Below are 17,735 nucleotides of genomic sequence, written 5' to 3' on the forward strand. Positions count from 1 at the left end.
GTGGAGAGGGGCTGCCGACGTGGCTAAAAAAGACCCGGAGGAACGGATCATTGCGAGCAATCGCAAGGCCAGGCACGACTATGAAATCCTCGATACCTTCGAGGCTGGCATGGTGCTTACCGGCACCGAGGTGAAGTCGCTCCGCGAAGGAAAGGCGTCCCTTGTTGACGGGTTCGGCCAGTTCTACCGCGACGAGCTGTACCTGGAGAATGTCTACATTCCCGAGTACCTCAACGGTTCCTGGACAAACCACGCGGCTCGTCGACGCCGGAAGCTTCTGCTGCACCGCCAGGAACTCGTCAAGATCGAGCGCAAGATCTCCGAATCGGGATTGACGATCGTTCCTTTGAGCCTGTACTTCAAGAACGGGCGCGCGAAAGTTGAGATCGGCGTGGCGCGCGGCAAGAAGGAATACGACAAACGGCAGACGCTGCGGGAGAAGCAGGACAACCGCGAGGCTTTGCGCACGATGCGGGAACGCAACCGTGGTAACCGCGAATAGTTCCGGGAATAGACGTGGCGCAATTGTGCGTTAGACTAGGTATCCACGGATAAAACCGTGGGGTTGGAACGATGGAAATCGTTCGTTGACAACAAAATACGGGGATGATCGGTTTCGACGGTGTGAGTCGCGACATGTGAAGCGGGCCGAGGATGCAAAGTTATCTCGTAAACGCTCTTTGCAAAACAATAAGTGCCGACTCAAAGCGCACTGACTTCGCTCTCGCTGCCTAAGCAGCCAGACAGTCCGTAAGCCAGGGGATGCTATCGCCCCTGTTCCTTACGTCATTTAGATAGCCACTGCGGGAAGTTAGTGTTACCGGAACAACCTGCATAATTTAGGTAACTGTGCTCGGATCAGCCGCTTGTTTGCGTGACGGCTGGAGCAGAGAAAATCCACTGCAAACTGCGCCCGGAGAAGACCTGGCAACACCACATCGGACGGGAGTTCAATTCTCCCCATCTCCACAATGAGCGGCTCCGGAATCCATGCGATTCCGGAGCCGCACTTGTTTAAGGCCCCTACCGGACCGGCTGGCGTGCAGTTTCCGGTCCAGTCCCTGCCCTGCCTGGCCCGGCTCCCGGCAGGGCCGCGCGTGATGCGAAACGCACAGGCCAAGCCGGTCGAGGTGGGTGTTGTACGTTTCGGACACCGGCGTCGACATAGACTGGAGACGTAAGTGTTGAGCCTGGCGAAGGCCGGGCAATGACGAGTTTTTGGTGAGGGTAAGCCACATGCAACAGCAACCAGCGTCCGGCAACGGAAAACCGGTGGACAAGTCCGGTGCCGTAGGTGCCGGTGGCGATGTTGGGCGGCCTGCCACGTCGAAGAAGCCGGTCCCCAAGCCGGGCCCTCGGCCGGTGGGCACGGCCAAAGCGCGCCCCAAAGATGCAAGGAAGCCGGTGAAGCCGGCGGTGGCTGCCGAAGACGGACCGAAACCCGCAACGGGTCAAGCACCCACGCCCGCCGTTGGATTGAAGCCGGGGCTCGACGCCCGTCCATCCCGTCCGATGGACGGCGGTGTATCCTCGCCGATGCACCCGACACCGGCCGTGATGAAGCCGCACCGTCCCCGACCCGAAGCACAGATCGGAAAGACCGCACCCGCGACAGCGGCGGTATCCGTTCAGCCTGCACCCGCGACAGCGGCGGTATCCGTTCAGCCTGCACCCGCGACGGCGGCGCTGCCGGCGATCGCTGTTCCCGAGGCACAGGCCCTTCCACGGACCGAAGCCGTCGCGGTGGTCCCAGGCACCCCGGAACCGACCGTGACCGCGCAGGAAGCTGTCGCCTCGGAACCACTGGAAGCCCGGGAGGACGCCGGAACCCCGGTGGACGCGCCGGCTCCGGAATCCCCGGCACTGCCCGGTGCCGGTGTGTTCCTGGAAGAAGTCGTGCACCGGCCCGCAGACTTCAAGCAGAAGAACGCCCAACCTCATCCCGGGGAGGGCCAGACGGTTCAGGAAGCTGCGGACCCCGCAGACCTGGCCGGCGCCGAGTCAATGGACCAGCCGGTGTCCCATGCCGGTTGGGACGCTGTCGCGACGGGTGCCGAACACCGCGCCGGGATCCCTGGCACGTCTGCGGCCGAGGCCGCAGGGGACGTTAAGGCAGCTCCCGGCACCGTGGCGCTCGCGCTGTTCATGGGTGTCTCGTTTGTGCTCGAGGTGGCGTTGCTCGGTGCCGTCGGTCTGTGGGCCATGGGTGCATTGCCGTTGGAACCCATCGTTTCCGTGCTGGTTACGGTGGCCCCGCTGGTCATCTTCTGGGGAGTGTTCATGTCCCCGAAGGCGCCCTTCCGCCTGGCCGTAGTGCCGCATGCGGTGCTGGCCCATGCGCTCTTCGCCGGCGGCACGGCGCTGCTGGTGGCTGCCGGCCAGCCGGTGCTGGCAATCGCCATGGGCGCGCTCACGGCGCTGAGCATCCAGCTGACACTGCTGGTGCGTGGCGGGGATGCGGGGGAGCCACGGCGCCGCAGGACCAAGGGCTCCGGGCGCCGGGCAGCACGCTAGAAGCGTTGCGGGACCTTCGCCGGCCCTGTCAATGAAGCCGGCGGGTTCCGCGGGTCAGGAGGGCTGTGTTGCGGGTAGTACCCAGAGCATTGTCGCGTCGATGTCGCTGAGCTCCGGGTGCGGCAGCTCGAGCTCCGCACCGGGGGCGATCCCGAGCTCCGTGCAGCGGCGCAGCCAGGCGGGATCCTCGTCGCTGATCCGGCTCACGATTACCCGCGCGGTCGCTCCGTTGCCGAGTGCGGGGGCGGTGTCGCCGGTGCCGTGGATGAAGCGGTCCAGCCGGATGGCCGGCGGCATCACCACGGTTCCGTCGGGGCCCGGGATCGGGTCCCCGTGTGGGTCCGCCGCGGGGTGTCCGAGGCGCGCGGCGAGGGCCTCGATGAAGCGGTCCGAGACGGTGTGTTCGAGCTGTTCGGCCTCGTTGTGGACCTCGTCCCAGGAATAGCCGAGCTCGTTGAGCAGGAACGTCTCGATGAGCCGGTGCCGGCGCACCACCGAGAGCGCGGCAAGCCGCCCGGCCTCGGTGAACTCGATGGCCCCGTAGCGCGGGTGCACCACCAGGTCCTTGCCGGCGAGCTTGGCCACCATGGAGGTCGCCGAAGCCGGTGCGACGCCCAGCTGCGCGGCGATGTTCCCGGTGGTCACGGGATCGTTTTCCCACTCGGTGAGCGCGTGGAGCGCCTTCAGGTAGTTTTCCTCGCTGGCGGTCAGCGCCAGGGAGCGGGGATGTCGCATCAGCGGCCCTCGTTCAGGATCCGCAGGGCCGCATCGTGCAGCAGGGTGTTGCTGGCCACCGCGTTGCCGCCGTCGCAGCCCTCGACGCCCTCGACGGAGGTGAAGCGCCCGCCTGCCTCGCGCACGATCGGCACCAGGGCCGCCATGTCGTAGAGGTTCAGCTCCGGTTCGGCCGCGAGGTCCACGGCGCCCTCGGCGACCATGCAGTAGGACCAGAAGTCCCCGTAGGCGCGGGTGCGCCAGAGGGTGTCGGTAAGCTCGATGAAGTTATCCCGCTGGCCGCGTTCCTTCCAGCCCGAGAGCGAGGAGTAGGACAGCGAGGCGTCCTCCAAACGGGAGACCGAGGAGACCTTCAGGCGGTGCGCCGCGGCCATCGACTTGCCCGTGTAGGCACCCATGTCCTTCGCCGCCCACCACCGCCGGCCCAGCGCCGGTGCGGAGACCAACCCGACGACGGGTTCGCCGTCCTCGACGAGAGCGATAAGCGTGGCCCAGACGGGCACGCCGCGCACGAAGTTTTTGGTGCCGTCGATCGGGTCGATGACCCAGTGGCGTTTCGACTTGCCGGTGGTGCCGAACTCCTCGCCGGTGACGGCGTCGCGTGGCCGCGCGCGGGCCAGGTGCGAGCGGATCGCCTCCTCGGCTGCCTTGTCCGCATCCGAGACCGGGGTGAGGTCCGGCTTGGTCTCCACCACCAGGTCCACGGCCTTGAAGCGGGAGAGGGTCAGTGAGTCGACCGAGTCCGCGATCACGTGCGCCAGGCGCAGGTCGTCGTTGTACGTCATCACATCGGGGTTCATGCTGTTAAACCTATCCCACCCCGGTTCCCGGGGGCCGTTTCGTGTCGGGTCCGCGTCGGCCCGGGCCGCGGGCCGGACGGGTTAGAAGCTGCCCAGTTCCTTGGCCTCGGTGCTCTCGTCCTGGCCGAGCAGTCGGCGGAAGGACTCGAGGCGCGCGATGCCGACGGGGCCGGCCTCGCCGGAGGCGACCCAGGCGTCGAGCGCGCACTGCGGCTCGGAGGCCTTGTGCGTGCATCCGCGTTCGCAGTCCGCGGCGATCGGTTCCAGGTCGTCGAACGCCTTGAGGATGTTCTCCGGGTCCACCAGGGCCAGCCCGAAGGAGCGGATGCCCGGGGTGTCGATGATCCAGGTGCCCTCCGGGGCGTCGTCGACGCGCAGTGCGAGCGCCGAGGAGGAGGTGTGGCGGCCGCGGCCGGTGACGGCGTTGACGTTGCCGGTGGCGCGCTCGGCGCCGGTGAGTGCGTTCACGAGCGTCGACTTGCCCACGCCGGAGTGGCCGATGACCACCGAGACCTTGCCGGCGAGGTGCTCGCGCAGCAGCTCCACGGGGGTGCCGGCCAGCCGGGCCGAGGCCCCGTCGGCGCTTCGCGCGTCGATGCCCGTGGCGTCCTCGGCGGTGGTGCGGGAGATGACGATGTCGATGTCCAGGTGCCGGTAGTTCTCCAGGAACGGTTCCGGGTCGCGCACGTCGGCCTTTGTCACGCACAGCAGCGGGCGGATGCCTGCGTCGAAAGCCGCCACCACGGCGCGGTCGATGAAGCCGGTGCGCGGTTCCGGGTTTGCCGCCGCCACCACGATCACCAGTTGGTCCACGTTTGCCACGACGACGCGTTCCACGGGGTCCGTGTCGTCGGCGCTGCGGCGCAGCAGCGTGCTGCGTTCCTCGATGCGCACCAGTCGCGCCAGGGTGTCGGGGGCGCCGGAGGTGTCCCCGACCAGGGCCACGAAGTCTCCGGGCACCACGGGGTTTCGGCGCAGTTCGCGGGCGCGGGCGGCGATGACGATGCGCTCGTTGGCGGTGTCCTCGTCGAGGATCGCGGTGTACCGTCCGCGATCGACCGTGATGATGCGTCCGATGACCGCTTCCTCGTAGGCGGGGCGGTCCTTGGTGCGCGGGCGGGTGCCCTTCTTGTTCGGCCGGGTGCGGACCGTGAAGTCCTCCCAATCCTGGGTGTTGCGTGCCATGGGCTTAGTCTGCGGCCTTTCCGCTGGCGGCCAGCGTCATCCAGAGTGCGGGGAAGTCGGGCATGGTCTTGGCGGTGGTGGCGATGTCGATCACGCGCACCCCGGGGACGGCCAGTCCGATGATGGCGCCGGCGGTGGCCATGCGGTGGTCGGCGTAGGTGGCGAAGTCCCCGCCGTGTAGCGGGGCCGGTTCGATCAGCAGTCCGTCCTCGAGTTCGGTGACCTTGCCGCCGAGGGCGTTGATCTCGGTGGCAAGCGCCGCGAGTCGGTCGGTCTCGTGCCCTCGCAGGTGCGCGATGCCGGTCAGCCGCGAGGGCCCGGTGGCCAGGGCGCAGAGCGCGGCCAGCGTGGGGGCAAGCTCGGAGGAGTCGGCGAAGTCGATGCCGTTGATGGCGGCGGGGCCCGTGACCTCGAGGGTGCCGTCGGCCAGGTGGTCCACCCTCGCCCCCATGGCACCGAGGATCGCGCGCCAGCGGTCGCCGACCTGCGTGGTGGCGGCGGGCCAGTGGGGAATGCGCACCGTCCCGGCGGTGACAAGCGCGGCGGCGAGGAACGGGCCGGCGTTGGAGAGGTCCGGTTCCATGACCTTGTCGAAGGCTGCGATGGGTCCGGGGGCGACCTTCCAGCTGCGTGCATCGGGCCGGGTGACCCCGACGCCGAGCTCGCCCAGGGTCTGCACCGTCATCTCGATGTGGTCGGGGCTGGCGATCGGCCCGGGGGCCGCGGTGATTTCCAGGCCGTGCTCGGTGCGGGCGCCGATCAGCAGCAGGGCGCTGATGAACTGGGAGGAGGAGGCCCCGTCGACGACAATGCTGCCGCCGGGCAAGGTGCCGGTGCCGGTGAGCGTGAATGGCAGCATCCCCGGTGCACCGTGTTCCTCCACCGGAACGCCAAGGTCCTTCAGGGCCGCGACGATCGGGGCCATGGGGCGCAGGCGTGCATGCGGATCGCCGTCGAAGGAGAAGGCTCCGCGGGCCAGCGCGGCCAGCGGCGGCACGAAGCGCATCACGGTGCCGGCCAGGCCGCAGTCGATCCCGACGGTCGCCGGCGCCCCGGTTGCCTCCCCGGTCCCTTCGCCGCCGGCCGCGGCCGGCGGGGTGACCAGCAGGTCGATCGTGCCGTCGGCCTGCGGGAGGACCTCGATGTGCGCGCCGATGGCTCGCAGCGCGGCGATCATCAAGTCGGAGTCGCGCGAAGTGAGGGCGTTGCGGATGCGGGAGGTGCCGTCGGCCATGGCCGCGAGCAGCAGGTAACGGTTGGTCAGCGACTTGGATGCCGGCACGACGACGGTGCCGTTCACCGGCAGGCCCGGGTGCGGGGCGTCCCATCTCTGGTCAACGGTGTTCTGCATGCTCATCGGCTGCCTCCGGTGGTGAACGTGTGCCCGGGCCGGAGTGGCCTCGGGGGATGCTGGCGTGCGGCACAAGCCGCCGGTGCGCTGCGGATCCCGGGACGCAGGCCCGGGCGCAGTGCCCGCCTCAATCCTAGCCGTTCCCGCGTCCCGCGGGGGGGAGCGGACCGCGGGAAGCCGCCGGGGAAGGGGCGTGTGTTTCCACACGGGACGGAATAGCGCGGGGTCCGTCGGTGTTACCCCTTGTACCGGATGCCGTCCGTGTCCACGCTCCCTCCCTGCGGCGGGGTGCCGGCGGAGGCGGCCGGAGCCGAATTTTGCCTACAGGTGGAGGAACATATGGTTGTGCTAGAGGCGACTGCGCCGCGTGCTGCAGCGCCGCCGCAGCGCGTAGACTGGGCCGTGATGACCGAAGATACCCAGGGCACCGACACCGTACCGGCAGCCAATGAGACCGAAGCACAGCGCCGCGAGCGTTTTGAACGCGATGCCCTGCAGTATGTCGACCAGCTGTATTCGGCCGCCATGCGCATGGCCCGGAACCCCTCCGATGCGGAGGACCTGGTCCAGGAGGCCTACACCAAGGCCTATTCGGCGTTCCACCAGTACAAGCCAGGGACCAACCTGAAGGCATGGCTCTACCGGATCCTGACCAACACGTACATCAACCTGTACCGCAAGCGGCAGCGCGAGCCGCTGCGCACGTCCACCGACACCGTCGAGGACTGGCAGATGGCCCAGGCCGCCGAGCACACGCCCACGGGGCTGCGTTCGGCGGAGGTCGAGGCCCTCGACCACCTCCCGGACTCGGATGTGAAGAACGCGTTGCAGGCCATCGCGGAGGAATTCCGGCTGGCCGTGTACTTCGTGGACGTGGAGGGCTTCCCGTACAAGGAAGCCGCGGAGATCCTCGGGGTGCCGATCGGCACGGTGATGTCGCGGTTGCACCGGGGCCGTAAACAATTGCGAGAATTGCTGGCCGACTACGCCCACGAGCGTGGCGGCGGCCAGCCACCAGAGACCCAAGGGGCGGCCAAGCCCGGAGCGGAGAAGAAGTAATGGGTGACTGCTATTCACTGGGCGATTGCGACGACAAGCGCATCGTCCGGCTGTACGAGTACCTTGACGGCGCGCTGTCGATGCAGGACCTTTCGGAGGTCAAGGCCCACCTGGAGCACTGCACCGAATGCGCCGAGGAGTACGACCTCGAGTGCATCATCCGCTCGGTCGTGCGCCGCAGTTGCCAGGAGATCGCGCCCGAGACCCTGAAGTCCAAGATCATTTCCCGGATCAGCGAGATCCGCGTGGAAATCGGGCACGTCTAGCCCGGCCGCAGCCGCACAAAAAACTGGTCCCCCGATTCCGGAATTCCGGAGTCGGGGGACCAGTTTTTTCCTGCGGCACCGGGTGCCGCAGGCGGACTAGCTGTTGGGGCGCTTGCCGTGGTTGGCTCCGCCGCGCTTGCGGTCCCTGCGCTTGCGTGCACGCTTGCTCATATGCTGTCTCCCTTGTGTGATCGGGGCCATCTGTTGACTGGTGCAAGTCTTTCACACACCGGCCCCGATCGACAAAGCGGGCGGCCCGCCGGGCAGCGGTGTTGCGCAGGGGCGTGTCAGTCGCCGGCGGGTTCCGGAAGGCCGAGCCACGAGTACCAGCCGCGGTGCAGCACGAGCCACGCCATCAGGCCGTAGCCCGCCTGGCCGGGCAGGCCGCCGTTGGCGTTGAGGTCGCTGCGCCATTGGGCGTGGTTCTGCAGCGGTGTGAAAGTGTCGACGTAGTGGTGGCGCCGGCGCGTGGCGACGTCCCCGTACACGTGGGAAAGCTCGGCCAGCCGGTGGTTGCGTTCCGGGTCCAGCCCCGGGGCCGGGCCCACTACGAGCGCCTTGATGCTCATCTGGGACGCCGAATCGAGGATGTTCGCCAGGTTCAGGCGGCTGCGTGCCGTCGAAAGGCCGAGGTCCAGGTCGCGGTCCGAAAGCGCGACGACCAGGCGGTTGTCGACGTTCTCGCCGAAGCGCCGCGAGGCCTCGTCGAACCAGCGGGTGCTGAGCGCCTCGGAACCCTCGCCGGGGGCGGCAAGCGTGTAGCTCTCGATGCGCACCTCGTTGCTTGAGGTCCGTGCCAACACGCGCCCGTACCAGCCCAGGGCCCGGGGATCCCCGTGGCCGGCCAGGAGTTCGTCGCCAATGGCGGTGAGTCGGATAGTGCGGTATTCCACGAATGACCTTTCTGGGGCGCGTACGCACCAACACTAGCAGTCGATTAAGCGCCTCAGGGGCGGGACACCATTGCGTCCCGCCCCTGAGGCGTTTTCAATTCACTGTTTCACCAGTGCCGTCGCGTTTACTGGCGCGAGAAGGCCTTGGTGATCAGCTCGGCCTGCTCCATCTCGTGGCGCTTGTGCGTGCCGGTCGAGGTGGCTGCGGAGGCCTTGCGGGAAACCAACCGGATGTGCTTGTTCAGCTCGCCCGGCAGGTTCAGGCCGACGAACGGCCACGGACCCTGGTTGGCGGGTTCGTCCTGCGCCCAGAGGACCTCGGCGTTCGGGTACTTGGCCAGCTCCGCGGCGATGGCCCCGGCCGGCAGCGGGTAGAGCTGCTCGACGCGGATGATCGCCGTCTTGGTGTCCGCTGCCTTGGTGCGGGCCGCGGCCAGGTCGTAGTACAGGCGGCCGGAAACCAGCAGCACGCGATCGACGTCGGCCGGGTTCAGGTTCGCCGTGTCCGGGATGACTTCCTGGAAGGTGCCGGTGGTGAAGTCCTCGACCGAGGAGGCGGCGGCCTTCAGGCGCAGCAGCTGCTTCGGGGTGAAGATCACCAGCGGCTTGCGCGGACGGGCGTAGGCCTGGCGGCGCAGCAGGTGGAAGTGGTTGGCACCGGTGGAGGGCTGGGCCACGACCATGTTCTGCTCGGCGCACATCTGCAGGAAGCGTTCGATGCGGGCGGAGGAGTGGTCCGGACCCTGTCCCTCGTAGCCGTGCGGAAGCATCATGACCAGCGAGGAGCGCTGGCCCCACTTCTGCTCGGCGGAGGAGATGAACTCGTCGATGACCGTCTGCGCTCCGTTGACGAAGTCGCCGAACTGCGCCTCCCAGAGCACCAGGGCGTCCGGGCGTTCCACCGAGTAGCCGTACTCGAAGCCGAGTGCCGCGTATTCGCTGAGCAGGGAGTCGTAGATGGAGAGCGGTGCCTGGTCCTCGGAGAGGTTCAGCAGCGGGTACCACTCGTCGCCGTTGAGGCGGTCGTGGAAGACCGCGTGGCGCTGCACGAAGGTGCCGCGGCGCGAGTCCTGGCCCACCAAACGGACCGGGACGCCTTCCATGGACAGCGAACCGAAGGCGGCGATTTCCGCCATGCCCCAGTCGATGCCGCCCTCGCGGCTCATCTTCTCGCGGCGCTCGAGCAGCACCTTGAGCTTCGGGTGCACCGTGAAGTCGGCGGGGATCGCCACGTGGGCGGCACCGATGTGCGCGAGGGTCTCGGTGCTGATCTTCGTCGGGTTCTCGGTGAGCGGTGCTGCCTCGTCGTCGCGCTGGGCCGCGGGCAGCTCCAGGTCGTTGACGGCGGAGGTGCCGGCGGTGATGACCGGGATCGGCGAGGTCTGCGCCGCGTGGGTCTCGGCGAAGACGCGCTCCAGGCGTTCCTGGTAGTCGCGCAGAGCCTGGTCGGCCTCGTCCTGCGTGATGTCGCCGCGGCCGACCAGGGCCTCGGTGTACAGCTTGCGGGTCGAGCGCTTGGCCTCGATGAGGTTGTACATCATCGGCTGGGTCATCGACGGGTCGTCGCCCTCGTTGTGGCCACGGCGGCGGTAGCACACCATGTCGATGACGACGTCCTTGTTGAAGCGCTGGCGGTACTTGAAGGCCAGCTGCGCAATGCGGACGACCGACTCCGGGTCATCGCCGTTGACGTGGAAGACCGGTGCCTGGACCTGCTTGGCAACGTCGGTGGCGTACACCGAGGAGCGCGAGGAGGTCGGCGCGGTGGTGAAGCCCACCTGGTTGTTCACGATCACGTGGATCGTGCCGCCGGTCTTGTAGCCCGGAAGCTGCGAGAACGCGAGGGTCTCGGAGACGACGCCCTGGCCCGCGAAGGCCGCGTCGCCGTGCACCAGGATCGGGAGCACGCTGAAGTCCCTGGACTCAGCCTTGTCCTGCTTGGCTCGCACGATGCCCTCGAGCACCGGGTCGACGGCCTCGAGGTGCGAGGGGTTGGCTGCCAGGTAGACGCGGGTCTGGTTGCCCGAGTCCGAGGTGTAGGAACCCTCGGTGCCCAGGTGGTACTTCACGTCGCCGGAACCCTGGACGGAGCCCGGGGTGGCGGTGCCCTCGAATTCGCGGAAGACCTGTGCGTAGGTCTTGCCGGCGATGTTGGTGAGCACGTTCAGGCGGCCGCGGTGGGCCATGCCGATGCCGACCTCGTCGATGCCGTCGTCGGCTGCGTCGGAGATGATGCCGTCAAGCAGCGGGATCAGCGACTCGCCGCCCTCCAGCGAGAAGCGCTTCTGGCCCACGAACTTGGTCTGCAGGAAGGTCTCGAACGCCTCGGCGGCGTTGAGCTTGCCCAGGATGCGGAACTGTTCCTCGCGGGTCGGCTTGGAGTACTTGTGCTCCAGCTCGTCCTGGAACCACTTGCGTTCCACCGGATCCTGGATGTGCATGTACTCGATGCCGGTGGTGCGGCAGTAGGCATCGCGCAGCACGCCGAGGATGTCGCGCAGCAGCAGGCGGTCCTTGCCGCCGAAGCCGCCGGTGACCCATTCGCGGTCCAGGTCCCAGAGGGTCAGGCCGTAGGTCTGGATGTCCAGGTCCGGGTGGCGTCGCTGGACGTACTCGAGCGGGTTGGTGTCGGCCATCAGGTGGCCGCGCACGCGGTAGGAGTGGATCAGCTGCTGGATGCGGGCGATCTTGTTGACCTGCAGCTCGATGTCGACCTGGTTGTCGACGGCCCAGCGCACCGGCTCGTAGGGGATGCGCAGCGCTTCGAAGATCTCGTCGTAGAAGCCCTGTTCGCCCAGCAGCAGCGACTCGATCAGGCGCAGGAACTCGCCGGAGCCGGCACCCTGGATGACGCGGTGGTCGTAGGTGGAGGTCAGCGTGATGACCTTGCCGACGCCCTGCTTGGCAACGGTGACATCGGCCGCGCCGCGGAAGGCCGCCGGGTACTCGAGGGCGCCGACGCCCACGATGGTGGCCTGGCCCTTGGAGAGGCGGGGGACCGAGTGGACGGTGCCGATGCCGCCGGGGTTGGTCAGCGAGACGGTGGTGCCGGCGTAGTCGTCGGCAGTCAGCTTGTTGGCGCGGGCGCGCTTGATCAGGCCCTCGTAGGTGTCCCAGAACTCGTTGAAGCTCAGGGTCTCGGCTGCCTTGATGTTCGGCACGGCGAGCATGCGCGAGCCGTCCGGCTTCGGCATGTCGATGGCGATGCCGAAGTTGACGTGGCCCGGCTGGACGGCGACGGGCTTGCCGTCGATCTCCGCGTAGGTGACGTTCTGGGAGGGGAAGAGCTTCAGGGCCCGGACCACGGCGAAGCCGATGATGTGGGTGAAGGAGATCTTGCCGCCGCGGGCGCGCTTGAGGTGGTTGTTGATGACCACGCGGTTGTCGATCAGGAGCTTGGCGGGAACGGCGCGAACCGTGGTTGCCGTCGGAACCGTGAGGCTCTGTTCCATGTTGGTGACGATGGCCTTGGCCGGGCCGCGCAGCGGGGTGCGCTTTTCTTCGCCGGTGGCCGCGGGTGCCGCGGTCTTCGGGAGCTGGGCCGGGATGGGCTGGGCCTTGGTGGCGGGCGCCGGGTCGGCTGGCACGCGCGGGGCTGCGGCTGCAGCGCCGGTGGCCGTGGAGGATTCCGCGGACGAACGGGCAGTCGATCCGGTGACATCCACGACGCGGGCCTGGGTGGCCGCACGAGGGGTTCCGGTCGGTGCGCTGCTGGTGGTAGCAGGCGCTGGCGCGGCGGCGGCCGGGGCCGCGGGGGCCGGGGCGTCGGAGGCACTTGCCTGATCCGAATTGAGGGACGCGAAGATGTCCCACCATTTCTTGTCTACCGAGTTCTTGTCCTTGAGGAACTGCTGGTACAGCTCATCAACTAGCCATTCGTTCCCGCCGAACTCTTCGGTGAGTCGGTGGTGCGATTGATCTGGCACGGTATTACGCCTCTTCCCTGATTGCCGTTGTGTCCAAGCGCCGCCGTGACAAAACCATCACGAAGGCATAGTTCTAGACCTGCTAAGTAGTCTAGTGACTATTGCCCCGGAGATGGGAATCATTGAGTTGGGCATCACACACCCGTTGCGCCAAGCGGTCGGATCCGTCGCCGAGGTGTTGCCGGGCCGGCCGTGCGGGGGAGTCCTGCGCGCGTCGGCTTGGGTGCCGCCGTTCCCGTCTTCGCCCCACGTCACCGGCCGGTGTGGAACAGGGCGGCAAGCTCGAGCGGACTGCGGCGGATGCGTCGGGCGGCCCGGGAGGGCCCGCGGGCCGCGCCGCCGGTTCCGGCGTGTCGCGGGTCGGCAGGCACGCCCGGCTCCGTCAGGGGCCCTGCTGCGCAGTCATGGCGCGGGATGCCTGGACGGGGCTGCCGGCGGCCGGTCCGGCCGGGAATCCTTTCGGCAGCGGGTCGAGTGAATGCAGGTTCGGGTTCGGTTAGACTGAATCCATAATGGACAGCCACTCTCTGTGCCGGCCAGTCGTGGATACACGCGGTGCCGGCAATATACGTCATTGTTTGCCCAGTTCTGCCCCAGTATCGGAGCCTTCTAGTCCGGCGCTGGCTGAACACAAGAACCACCGCGCCCCAGCTGCGCTGCGCGAGTGGGAATTCACCGCCGGGGCGGTGAAACACTAAATGGAATGGTTACTCCTGCTTGCAGGCCTCCTGCTCATCCTTGGCACAGGCTTCTTCGTCGCAGTCGAGTTTTCCCTGGTTGCACTTGATCCCGCCACTGTCGAGAAGGCGGTGAAGGACGGGGACAAGAAGGCCGAAGCCCTGCTTCGCTGCCTCAAGTCGCTATCCACGCAACTCTCCTCCTGCCAACTCGGCATCACCCTGACAACCCTGCTGACCGGCTACGTGATGGAACCCTCCGTGGGCAAGCTGCTGCAGGAACCCCTGCATGCGTTGGGCCTGGGGGATTCGGCGGTTCCGGTAAGCCTGATCACCGCCATGGTGCTAGCCACGCTGTTCTCCATGGTCATCGGCGAGCTGGTTCCGAAGAACCTGGCGATCGCCAAGGCCTTCCACATCGGCCGCGCCGTGGCCCGCCCCCAGCTCATCTTCACCGCGATCTTCAAGCCCGCCATCGTGCTACTCAACGGATTCTCCAACAAGGTGCTTCACCTCTTCGGGCTCGAAGCCAAGGAGGAAATCTCCGGTGCACGTTCCCCGGCCGAGCTCGCCTCGCTGGTGCGGCGTTCCGCCGAACTGGGAACCCTTGACAAGGATGCCGCGCACTTCGTTGACCGCACGCTGCGGTTCTCCGACCGTTCGGCCGCCGACGTGATGACCCCGCGCACCAGGATGCGCACCATCGAACACGACGCCCACGTCCAGGAGGTCATAGCCCTGGCCCGGGAGACCGGCTACTCGCGTTTCCCCGTCACCGACGGGTCGAGCGACGAGATCAAGGGCGTCTGCCACGTGAAGACCATCATCGCCATCCCGCGCGACAAGCGCGAGGGCAAGGAAGTCGGCGAGAACAAGACCCCGGTGATCTTCGTGCCCGAGACAGTGCACCTTGACCACCTGCTGGTGCAATTGCGCACCGCCAACCTGCAGATGGCAATCGTCCTTGACGAGTACGGGGGAACCGCCGGAATGGTCACCTTGGAGGACTTGATCGAGGAAATCGTCGGCGAGGTCGCCGACGAGCACGACTCGGCGGTCCCCGAGGTCCGCCAGCGCGAGGACGGAAGCTGGATGATCCCCGGCATGTTCCGCCCGGACCAGGTCAACGAGCTGATCGGCGAGGTGGAGATCCCCGAAGACGCCTCCTACGAAACCGTGGGTGGATTCGTCATGGCGGAACTCGGCAGGATCCCGTCGGTGGGCGACGAGGTTGCCACCGACGGAGGGGTCTTCGTCGTCACGGCCCTGGACAAGCGCCGCGTCGCGGAGCTGCATTTCACCCCGCGCGCCAAACCCGAGGATGACGATGCCGTCGACCCGGGCGCCGACGAGGATTCGGAGGCCGGGGCATGAGCGACTGGGCAGGAATCTTCTGGCTTGTCATCCTGTTGCTGGGCAACGCGTTCTTCGTGGCGGCGGAATTCGCCGTCATGTCGGCACGCCGCTCCCAGATCGAACCCCTGGCCGATGCCGGGAACAAGCGCGCCGTCCGGGCATTGCGCGCCATGGAATCCGTCTCGCTCATGCTGGCCGTCTGCCAGCTGGGCATCACCGTCTGTTCGCTGCTGATCCTCAACGTGGCCGAGCCCGCCATCCACCACCTCCTGGTGGTGCCGCTTGAATGGGTGGGCCTGCCCGAGGCGCTGGCCGGCAGCGTGGCCTTCATCATCGCGCTGCTGATTGTCACCTTCCTGCACGTGACCTTCGGCGAAATGGTCCCGAAGAACATTTCGGTGTCCATGGCGGACAAGGCCGTGCTGATCCTGGCCGGCCCGCTGCTGATGCTCTCCACGCTGGTGCACCCGGTCGTCGTGTCGCTCAACGCGATAGCCAACGGATTCCTGCGCCTGCTGAAGGTCGAACCCAAGAACGAGGTGAACTCCGCGTTCACCGCCGAGGAAGTGCAGTCGATCATCGCCAGCTCCGCGAAGTCCGGCGCCATGCAGGAGGAGGACGCGCTGCGGCTCTCCAAGGCGCTGGAGTTCTCCAACCTCACCGCCGAGGGCACCATGGTTGCCCGTGAGCGCGTGGTGAGCCTGGAGCTCGGGGCGACGGTCGAGCAGTTCGAGCGCACCGTGGGACGCACCGGATTCTCCCGGATCGTCATCAGCGACGGCGAGGACTTCGTGGGCTACTGGCACCTGAAGGACGTCATGTCCCTTCCGGACGCCCAGTACCGCGAGCCGATCGCCAACACCCCGCTGCGCACCATGGGTGTGGTGGCCCCGGACGCGGAGATCGAGGACGCACTCGAGCAGATGCGCGCCGCGGGCGAGCACCTGGCCCGCGTGGTGGATCCCTCCGGAAGCACGCTCGGCGTCCTGTTCCTCGAGGACGTGCTTGAACAGCTGGTCGGGGAGATCGATGACCAGAACCAGAAGCGCGGCATCCGCCGCGAGAACCGGAGCGCCCAATAATGCGAATGACTCGCATTTGAGATAGGCTGGTGTTCCAAGCTTCCTCCGAAAGGGCCCGCGAACACCGCATGCGCAGAACACCGAGTGTCCTCACCGTCCTAGTCTCGGCATTGCTGCTTTCCGCCTGCGCCACCACGGCGCCGGCCGAAGGTGCGGCCGGGACTGGCGGTGGGGACTCCGTGCTTAACGTGGTTGCCTCGACGTCCGTGTATGCGGACGTGGCGAAGGCCGTCGGCGGGGCGAACGTGGAGGTCACGGCGATCGTCGACAAGACCTCGCAGGACCCGCACTCCTACGAGGCCACGGCCCGGGACATGCTGGCACTGTCCAAGGCAGACGTGATCGTCGCCAACGGCGGCGGCTACGACCCGTTCATGGAATCGCTGGCCGGAGGGCTGGAACTGCCGCCGGGTGCGGTCCTGCATGCCGTCGACTTCGCCGACCTGTCCGGGGCTCACGGCGACGAACACACCGGACATGGCCACGAGGAGCACTCGGAACCCGCCGAGGCAACCGACGCGGCCGGGGGAGCCCACGCCGGGCACGACCACTCGGGCCCCAACGAACACGTCTGGTACGACGTGCACACCGTTGGCGCCCTGGCCGAGGGGTTGGCGGATAAGTTCGCTTCCCTGATGCCGGAGAAGGCCTCCGAGTTCGAGGCCGCGGCCCACGGCTTCGAGGCCAAGGTGGATTCCCTGGCCGGGCGCATCGACGCCCTGAAGCCCGCAGCCGAAGGCAAGACCTTTGCCATGACAGAACCGCTGGCCTTCTACCTGCTGACCGAGGCGGGGCTGGAGGACGCAACACCCTCCGGCTTCAGCGCCGCGATGGAATCCGGCGACGACGTGTCGCCGCTGCTGCTCAAGCACCTGAGCGACGGCCTGGTCAACCGGGAATACGCGCTGCTGGCGCTGAACACCCAGACCTCCGGGCCGCAGACGGACAAGGTGCGTTCCATCGCCGAGTCCGCCGGCGTCCCGATCATCAGCATGACCGAAACCCTGCCCCCGGGGCAGGACTACATTTCCTGGATGGATTCAAACGTGCAACAACTCGAGGTGGCCCTTGGAAACCAGTGACCCGATGGCCGAACCTGTCGTCCGGCTGCGCGACGCGTCGCTGAGTTTCGGAAACCGCCTGCTCTGGGACGGACTGGACCTCGACATCGCACCCGGCGAGTTCCTGGCGGTGCTGGGCCCCAACGGATCCGGCAAGACCACGATGCTGCGCACCCTGCTGGGGCTGCAGCAGCTCTCCGGCGGAACCGTCGAGGTGGCAGGCAAGCCCGCAACCCGCGGCTCGCGCCTGGTGGGAACCATCCCGCAGCAGCGCCCCTTCGCCGACAACACCCCGCTGCGCGCCCGCGACCTTGTCGCGCTGGGCATCGACGGCCACCGCTGGGGCATCCGGCTCAAGCGCAAGGCCATCCGCAAGCGCGTCGACGAACTGCTGGAACTGGTGGGCGCCACGGCCTACGCCGACCGCCCCGTCGGCGTGCTCTCCGGCGGCGAACAGCAGCGGCTGCGCGCGGCGCAGGCGCTGGCCGACAACCCGCGGCTGCTGCTCTGCGACGAGCCCCTGCTCTCCCTGGACCTGCACCACCAGCAGGCCGTCTCCGGCCTGATCCACCGCCAGGCCTGCGACCGCGGGTCGGCCGTGGTGTTCGTGACCCACGAGATCAACCCGATCCTGCAGTACGTGGACCGGGTGCTGTACCTTGCCGGCGGGCGCTTCCACGTGGGAACCCCCGCCGAGGTCATGCGCTCGGACGTGCTCTCGGACCTCTACGGCAGCCCGATCGAGGTCTTCGAGTCCAACGGCCGGATCGTGGTGGTCGGCATGCCGGAAAACGTCAGCCACGCCCACCCGACGGCAGGAGCCTGAGCCC

At 67.5% G+C, this 17,735-nt stretch carries 15 protein-coding genes and 1 other RNA gene; 9 read left to right on the forward strand and 7 right to left on the reverse strand.

The window, feature by feature from the left end; translation table 11 throughout:
* Window positions 1–19 precede the first annotated feature (19 nt).
* The 3 genes from smpB to ACSYDW_RS07365 all read left to right on the forward strand — a co-directional run bounded on the left by smpB (window position 20) and on the right by ACSYDW_RS07365 (window position 2,514).
* Entirely contained in the window at window positions 20–502 is a 483-nt protein-coding gene (gene smpB / locus ACSYDW_RS07355) for an SsrA-binding protein SmpB (RefSeq protein ID WP_438338078.1), read from the forward strand.
* A 100-nt stretch (window positions 503–602) separates the two neighbouring features.
* Window positions 603–972: a transfer-messenger RNA gene (gene ssrA / locus ACSYDW_RS07360) on the forward strand.
* 564 nt (window positions 973–1,536) lie between these two features.
* Window positions 1,537–2,514, forward strand: a complete 978-nt coding sequence (locus ACSYDW_RS07365; protein ID WP_438338079.1) for a YrdB family protein — start codon at window positions 1,537–1,539, stop codon at window positions 2,512–2,514.
* Window positions 2,515–2,568: 54 nt separating this feature from the next.
* On the opposite strand, the gene ACSYDW_RS07370 is transcribed toward ACSYDW_RS07365, so the two are convergent.
* From ACSYDW_RS07370 to aroA, 4 genes are all read right to left on the reverse strand, one after another.
* Complete coding sequence (locus tag ACSYDW_RS07370; RefSeq protein ID WP_438338080.1) at window positions 2,569–3,249, reverse strand: metal-dependent transcriptional regulator; 681 nt, start codon at window positions 3,247–3,249, stop codon at window positions 2,569–2,571.
* A complete protein-coding gene (hisN, locus tag ACSYDW_RS07375) occupies window positions 3,249–4,049 on the reverse strand; it encodes a histidinol-phosphatase (protein WP_438338081.1) in 801 nt (266 codons plus the stop codon). Before hisN ends, ACSYDW_RS07370 begins: the two co-directional genes overlap by 1 nt.
* A gap of 81 nt (window positions 4,050–4,130) precedes the next feature.
* Window positions 4,131–5,234 (reverse strand): ribosome small subunit-dependent GTPase A, encoded by a 1,104-nt coding sequence (gene rsgA, locus ACSYDW_RS07380; protein ID WP_438338082.1) that lies wholly within the window; start codon window positions 5,232–5,234, stop codon window positions 4,131–4,133.
* Window positions 5,235–5,238: 4 nt separating this feature from the next.
* On the reverse strand, window positions 5,239–6,591 hold the full coding sequence (aroA, locus tag ACSYDW_RS07385; RefSeq protein WP_438338083.1) for a 3-phosphoshikimate 1-carboxyvinyltransferase: 1,353 nt from the start codon (window positions 6,589–6,591) through the stop codon (window positions 5,239–5,241).
* Window positions 6,592–6,924: 333 nt separating this feature from the next.
* On the opposite strand from aroA, the gene ACSYDW_RS07390 reads away from it, so the two are divergent.
* Window positions 6,925–7,644 (forward strand): sigma-70 family RNA polymerase sigma factor, encoded by a 720-nt coding sequence (locus ACSYDW_RS07390; RefSeq protein ID WP_438338084.1) that lies wholly within the window; start codon window positions 6,925–6,927, stop codon window positions 7,642–7,644.
* A complete protein-coding gene (gene rsrA / locus ACSYDW_RS07395) occupies window positions 7,644–7,910 on the forward strand; it encodes a mycothiol system anti-sigma-R factor (RefSeq protein WP_438338085.1) in 267 nt (88 codons plus the stop codon). Before ACSYDW_RS07390 ends, rsrA begins: the two co-directional genes overlap by 1 nt.
* Window positions 7,911–8,006: 96 nt before the next feature.
* On the opposite strand, the gene ACSYDW_RS07400 is transcribed toward rsrA, so the two are convergent.
* From ACSYDW_RS07400 to ACSYDW_RS07410, 3 genes are all read right to left on the reverse strand, one after another.
* The gene (locus ACSYDW_RS07400) at window positions 8,007–8,081 is read right to left on the reverse strand and encodes a 50S ribosomal protein bL37 (protein ID WP_369299107.1); all 75 of its coding nucleotides are present in this window, start codon (window positions 8,079–8,081) and stop codon (window positions 8,007–8,009) included.
* A 116-nt stretch (window positions 8,082–8,197) separates the two neighbouring features.
* Window positions 8,198–8,803, reverse strand: a complete 606-nt coding sequence (locus tag ACSYDW_RS07405; protein WP_438338086.1) for a GDSL-type esterase/lipase family protein — start codon at window positions 8,801–8,803, stop codon at window positions 8,198–8,200.
* Between the two features lie 125 nt (window positions 8,804–8,928).
* On the reverse strand, window positions 8,929–12,729 hold the full coding sequence (locus ACSYDW_RS07410) for a multifunctional oxoglutarate decarboxylase/oxoglutarate dehydrogenase thiamine pyrophosphate-binding subunit/dihydrolipoyllysine-residue succinyltransferase subunit (RefSeq protein WP_438338087.1): 3,801 nt from the start codon (window positions 12,727–12,729) through the stop codon (window positions 8,929–8,931).
* A gap of 698 nt (window positions 12,730–13,427) precedes the next feature.
* Here ACSYDW_RS07410 and ACSYDW_RS07415 point away from each other — a divergent pair.
* The 4 genes from ACSYDW_RS07415 to ACSYDW_RS07430 all read left to right on the forward strand — a co-directional run bounded on the left by ACSYDW_RS07415 (window position 13,428) and on the right by ACSYDW_RS07430 (window position 17,731).
* The gene (locus tag ACSYDW_RS07415) at window positions 13,428–14,780 is read left to right on the forward strand and encodes a hemolysin family protein (protein ID WP_438338088.1); all 1,353 of its coding nucleotides are present in this window, start codon (window positions 13,428–13,430) and stop codon (window positions 14,778–14,780) included.
* Window positions 14,777–15,844 carry a hemolysin family protein gene (locus ACSYDW_RS07420; RefSeq protein WP_438338089.1) on the forward strand — a complete coding sequence of 356 codons (1,068 nt, stop codon included), beginning with the start codon at window positions 14,777–14,779 and terminating at the stop codon, window positions 15,842–15,844. Before ACSYDW_RS07415 ends, ACSYDW_RS07420 begins: the two co-directional genes overlap by 4 nt.
* A gap of 68 nt (window positions 15,845–15,912) precedes the next feature.
* Complete coding sequence (locus tag ACSYDW_RS07425; protein WP_438338090.1) at window positions 15,913–16,926, forward strand: metal ABC transporter solute-binding protein, Zn/Mn family; 1,014 nt, start codon at window positions 15,913–15,915, stop codon at window positions 16,924–16,926.
* A 4-nt stretch (window positions 16,927–16,930) separates the two neighbouring features.
* Window positions 16,931–17,731: a metal ABC transporter ATP-binding protein gene (locus ACSYDW_RS07430; protein ID WP_438338382.1), complete on the forward strand. Its 801-nt coding sequence runs from the start codon at window positions 16,931–16,933 to the stop codon at window positions 17,729–17,731.
* Window positions 17,732–17,735: the final 4 nt, after the last annotated feature.

Origin of the sequence: Paeniglutamicibacter selenitireducens, assembly GCF_051550675.1 — a bacterium.
Classification (GTDB): Bacteria; Actinomycetota; Actinomycetes; order Actinomycetales; family Micrococcaceae; genus Paeniglutamicibacter.